This window comes from Patescibacteria group bacterium (assembly GCA_041653535.1).
Classification (GTDB): Bacteria; Patescibacteriota; Patescibacteriia; order JACRDY01; family JACRDY01; genus JBAZFH01.
Genome location: JBAZFH010000017.1, coordinates 1 through 4,189 on the forward strand (window position 1 = coordinate 1; position 4,189 = coordinate 4,189).

A 4,189-nucleotide genomic window follows, 5' to 3' on the forward strand; every position below is an offset into this window, starting at 1 on the left:
CGCGCCTCTCTTTTCCCACAAAACCCTAAGCACCCCCTCCCCTCCCCTTCCGTTTTTCCCCTGCTCCGACTTTGCTCCCTATTGCTTGCCTCATGCTTTGGCAACGGATCTCCGGATGCTGCCCGGACTTTGCATGTGGTCCAGATCTGCCAAAAAAAATGCAAAAACATGTTGTAAAACATATAGGGAAATGATGAAATACCTATAAAATGACTATCTTTGTATTGCGGTTGGGTCTGAGAGCCAGCCGCGCGTGCCGGAGTCGCGACCGGAAAAAACGAAACGAGCCGAAACAAGGCTGATCGTGCGGTCGTGTCATGGCGGTGCAATAATGCACAACGCATGAGTTATCCCATGCCGCACGAGGCTATAATGAGGCCTAAGACGGTTACAAGCCCGGTAAACTCAGAGTATAGTATTAACCTTAACACTTTTGAAAAATGAAAAAATTAATCAACTACCTAACCGCACACGGCATTGAGTCGCTTGTGTATGACGGAAAGCTATACGGCAAATTTATTGCCCGGATTGGCAGACTCTCATTTGTACAATACGATGAGGTTACAGAGGCAAACGTTAGATCATTGTTAGGTTATTAATCAGCCCTTGAAAAAATGAAAAAAGAAATCTTTGAAATCGTTGATAGGCAGACTGGCAAGGTCGTAGGGCTCAGGAGCTCTTATATTGCGGCCCGCAAAAGGTCCGATCGGCTTGACTGCGAATATGGTGCTTGTCGATACTATGTACGTGAGTCGTTATAACAGTGCAAAACCCTATTTAGATCAAAAAGTTACAAAAAAACTAACCGCCCTTTGGGCGCAAAACATAAGAAAATGAGAACTTATAAAAACGTTACCTGCTTAAACGCACAAGATTTAGAATGACCTATAAGAGTTTCTGATGAGTCGCTGAGAATTGCGACGAAACGGGCTTAGCCCGTCAAACTCAGCCCTTCCGGAACACGGTTAACCGGGGAAAAATGAAAAAAGAAAAATTGTACATTGCCTACATTGCAGGCAATAGATACACCCCTGCCTTTGACACCGCAAAAGGTGTAACACCTGAGTCTGCCATAGCTGCCGTTAAGCGTCGTAATAGTCCGGACTGGAGGGACTGTATTGTTTGGTCTGAGCGTATAGACCTGCCTTATTAATATTAACCGCTGTCCTACCGGCATGACGGGGATAATTCAGCGCAAAACGGGATAATTGTGTCAATCTGTAAATTCACCCGCTGAGCGAAGTATAAAACTGTAAGTAAAACAATTCAAAAACTATCAATATGAAAGCATATGTACAATTTTTTGCAAATAGCACTGGATACGTTCAGGGAACCATACCGCCTGTTTTTTCAAAAAATAATATAAAGCCTGTTGAATTATTGGGCTCTGAGGGTGTTTATATTTTAGACGGAAGAAACTCAATTGACACAATGATTGAAGACTCTCTTTTAAGGATAGAAAGATTGAAACGGGTGCATGAAATAGTTGGTTTTGAAATAAGAAAAGGAGATTTTAGTCATTACAAAGTAGTATACAAAAACTTTTAAATTGAAAGCAAAATGAAAGATCCTTATTATCTAAAGTGGAAGCGCAAAAACGTAACCTTGCGAGGTATGAAGGACCCCGGACAAAAAAACGGGGTTTACGGGTCGTTTGGAGAAGGGTTGTATACCTGCTCTCTATCTAACAGAGCAATGGCAAGACAATACGGCAAGGTTTATTTTGTCGTAAATGGCAGACCTAAACACCCCAAAAAGTTTCATGGGCTCAATGACTTTGAGATTTTCAGGCAAAAATACGAGTCTGTTAACGCAATGCAATCAGATCTTATTTTGCAGGGATATGACGGTGTTGAGATTCCGGGGCGTGAAATGGTCAATTATGCACCTCAAAACGTTTATTATTTTTCGGACGAAACTAACCTAATTAACTATTATAGCTATGCAAACCATTAAATTTACATCACTTCACGGCACGGAGCTGTCCGGTCAGGTATCGGATAGGCTTGATATAGACGGGGAACTTGTGTACATTATCCGAACACTTAACAGGATTTATGCTATTGTGGACGGATACAGCGTACTGGAAATGCCGGATAGTACTAAGCAAGTTGAGTTTAACAAACTAATAATAAAGGAATTATGACAACAAATAATGGCTATAAATATGTAATAAAAGACGGGGTATGTTATTTATTTATACCTAAAAAACAATGCGTTTTTACGGATACCGTTCAGTCCGCTAAGCGCGAAATAATAGAAAACGAAAGTCTTTATTTCAAAGAGATAAAGGTTTGCAAAAAACTTTAAAATAAAGTAAAATGAAAAAGTATGTAGCAATTGCGCCGGAAGTAGGAGAAATCCATTCTTATCTGACGAATTGGAGAAAATATCCTATTATTAAAATTATCGAAAAAAAAATCAAATATCATGGAATGGTATTTAGTATTAATACGGATTATGGTGTTGCTATGTGTTTTGAAATAGGCTGTCCGCATCTTAACGGCAAAAACTGGACAATAAAAGAGGTATAATAAACTAAAAATTAAAGCTATGAACGAAATATATGATTTAGCAAAAGAATCAATGCAACCGGATGAAATAGGTACACATTGTTCGGATTTGTACCTACTTAAAAATTCCATATCTGAAAAGTTAGTTTCACAGTATGAATTTAGGTGCAATGTAAAAACCTTCCGTTCGCAAAGCGACGGTAAAGTATGGTTTGATATCCCATTTGCTTACTACCCATATTTCAAAAAGTAACCTAAAAAACAAATAGTATGAAAAAGTACGTAGCAATTGCGCCGGAAGGGGATTATCTTGATATCACTCCGGGAAAGGAATATCAAATCAAAGATATTGGCTGGAACGAGGAACTCGGATATGGTAGGCATTTTGAAATGCGTGATGATGCGGGTGATAATCTATTTTGTAACGAGTTGGAAAGTTCTCATATAAACGGCAAAAACTGGAAAATAAAGGAAGTAAAATGAGAACACACTCTAGTCAATTCCCGGTAACCCGTCAGCCCAAACCGACTACCGGGAGCCTGTACAGTGGCAGGCGGTGCATGGCATCCGGGCTACCATTTTGGCAGCTTGCTAATCTCAAAAAAGAGCTAAAAATGAGGGGTTATAAGGATTTAAGGATAACCTACTAATTGATTTACAAATGTGAAATACCAATTTACAAATGTGAAACGAACTTAAAATAAAATAGTTATGGAATTTTCAACCGGACAAACCTATATCACAAAAACAGGTCATTTGCTGACCATAAAGAGCATTTTTGGCGAAGTGGTACATTTCTACTCCCGTACCCTCAAAACAGGCTGTTTTGATCGCTCAGGTACCTATTTTATGATTAACAGCGCATTTGCGCAAACGCTTAAACTTATTGACCAATGACGCACCAAGAAATTTTATCCGGCTCGTACGAACTAACATTTCGTACACCCTCAGAAATGCCGTTTTTAAGCCCTGTAATCGACTCTACCCTATTTAGGCTGTGGAGTACCACCGAGGGGTTTATCGTGTCCTGTTGCGCCCAAAAAGCACGATTTGGGCGTATTAGAGTGCATTGCCCAAACATCCCTTCAAAAGTAGGCAATCCGCGATTTAAAGGTCAGGTACGTAAATTTTACGTATTTTCATGCCTTTTGTCAGATGCAAAGCCTATAAGCGATTATGCTCCGCGCGGTACAAGGATATTTTTATCAGACTCAGAAAAGAGCTACACGGTATCAATAGCAATGCAAAAAGTCTACAAGGCAATGCTAATAGCAAAAAGATACGAAGAAGAAATACTGAAATCCAGTGAGGAACCGTTCTGGCGACCATTTGATCGTGAAATCTGGGCAAAGTATCATTCCGGGTCCGTTAATCATTTAGGACACTTTTATCGCCTAAAAAAGGATGAAACAAGATATAGGTACGTATCTGCCTGTAGCACAGATACTTTTAACGAATTGTATCACATATCAATAACCGTGCCATTATATAGCTTTTTTTCTGAGTTTTGTAAGTATTTAACAGTCAGTTAGTTAGTCGAAATATTCGTGAAACCCTAATACTTTTCTATTATCACCCTAACGTATTGATATTTAGTAAACAAATATAAGTTACTGCTATAACTAAAATAAAAATTTTTTGTAACGTGAGATATCTGCATTTTTTTTACACAATTT

6 protein-coding genes are annotated in these 4,189 nt (G+C 39.1%); all 6 read left to right on the top strand.

Features of this window, described 5'->3' with window-relative positions:
- The first annotated feature begins 1,281 nt into the window (after positions 1 to 1,281).
- Positions 1,282 to 1,548 (top strand): hypothetical protein, encoded by a 267-nt coding sequence (locus WC310_05815; protein MFA5359298.1) that lies wholly within the window; start codon positions 1,282 to 1,284, stop codon positions 1,546 to 1,548.
- Between the two features lie 147 nt (positions 1,549 to 1,695).
- A complete protein-coding gene (locus WC310_05820) occupies positions 1,696 to 1,956 on the top strand; it encodes a hypothetical protein (protein ID MFA5359299.1) in 261 nt (86 codons plus the stop codon).
- 365 nt (positions 1,957 to 2,321) lie between these two features.
- Complete coding sequence (locus tag WC310_05825; GenBank protein MFA5359300.1) at positions 2,322 to 2,534, top strand: hypothetical protein; 213 nt, start codon at positions 2,322 to 2,324, stop codon at positions 2,532 to 2,534.
- 19 nt (positions 2,535 to 2,553) lie between these two features.
- Positions 2,554 to 2,766, top strand: coding sequence for a hypothetical protein (locus tag WC310_05830; GenBank protein ID MFA5359301.1), 213 nt, complete (start codon positions 2,554 to 2,556; stop codon positions 2,764 to 2,766).
- 17 nt (positions 2,767 to 2,783) lie between these two features.
- Positions 2,784 to 2,996 (top strand): hypothetical protein, encoded by a 213-nt coding sequence (locus tag WC310_05835; protein ID MFA5359302.1) that lies wholly within the window; start codon positions 2,784 to 2,786, stop codon positions 2,994 to 2,996.
- A 228-nt stretch (positions 2,997 to 3,224) separates the two neighbouring features.
- Positions 3,225 to 3,410: a hypothetical protein gene (locus WC310_05840; protein ID MFA5359303.1), complete on the top strand. Its 186-nt coding sequence runs from the start codon at positions 3,225 to 3,227 to the stop codon at positions 3,408 to 3,410.
- Positions 3,411 to 4,189: the final 779 nt, after the last annotated feature.

Bases quoted from the DNA above. Each gene is read 5' to 3' on its own strand.
- WC310_05840 (MFA5359303.1), top strand. From the start codon at position 3,225: ATGGAATTTTCAACCGGACAAACCTATATCACAAAAACAGGTCATTTG.
- WC310_05830 (MFA5359301.1), top strand. From the start codon at position 2,554: ATGAACGAAATATATGATTTAGCAAAAGAATCAATGCAACCGGATGAA.
- WC310_05835 (MFA5359302.1), top strand. From the start codon at position 2,784: ATGAAAAAGTACGTAGCAATTGCGCCGGAAGGGGATTATCTTGATATC.
- WC310_05815 (MFA5359298.1), top strand. From the start codon at position 1,282: ATGAAAGCATATGTACAATTTTTTGCAAATAGCACTGGATACGTTCAG.
- WC310_05820 (MFA5359299.1), top strand. From the start codon at position 1,696: ATGGCAAGACAATACGGCAAGGTTTATTTTGTCGTAAATGGCAGACCT.
- WC310_05825 (MFA5359300.1), top strand. From the start codon at position 2,322: ATGAAAAAGTATGTAGCAATTGCGCCGGAAGTAGGAGAAATCCATTCT.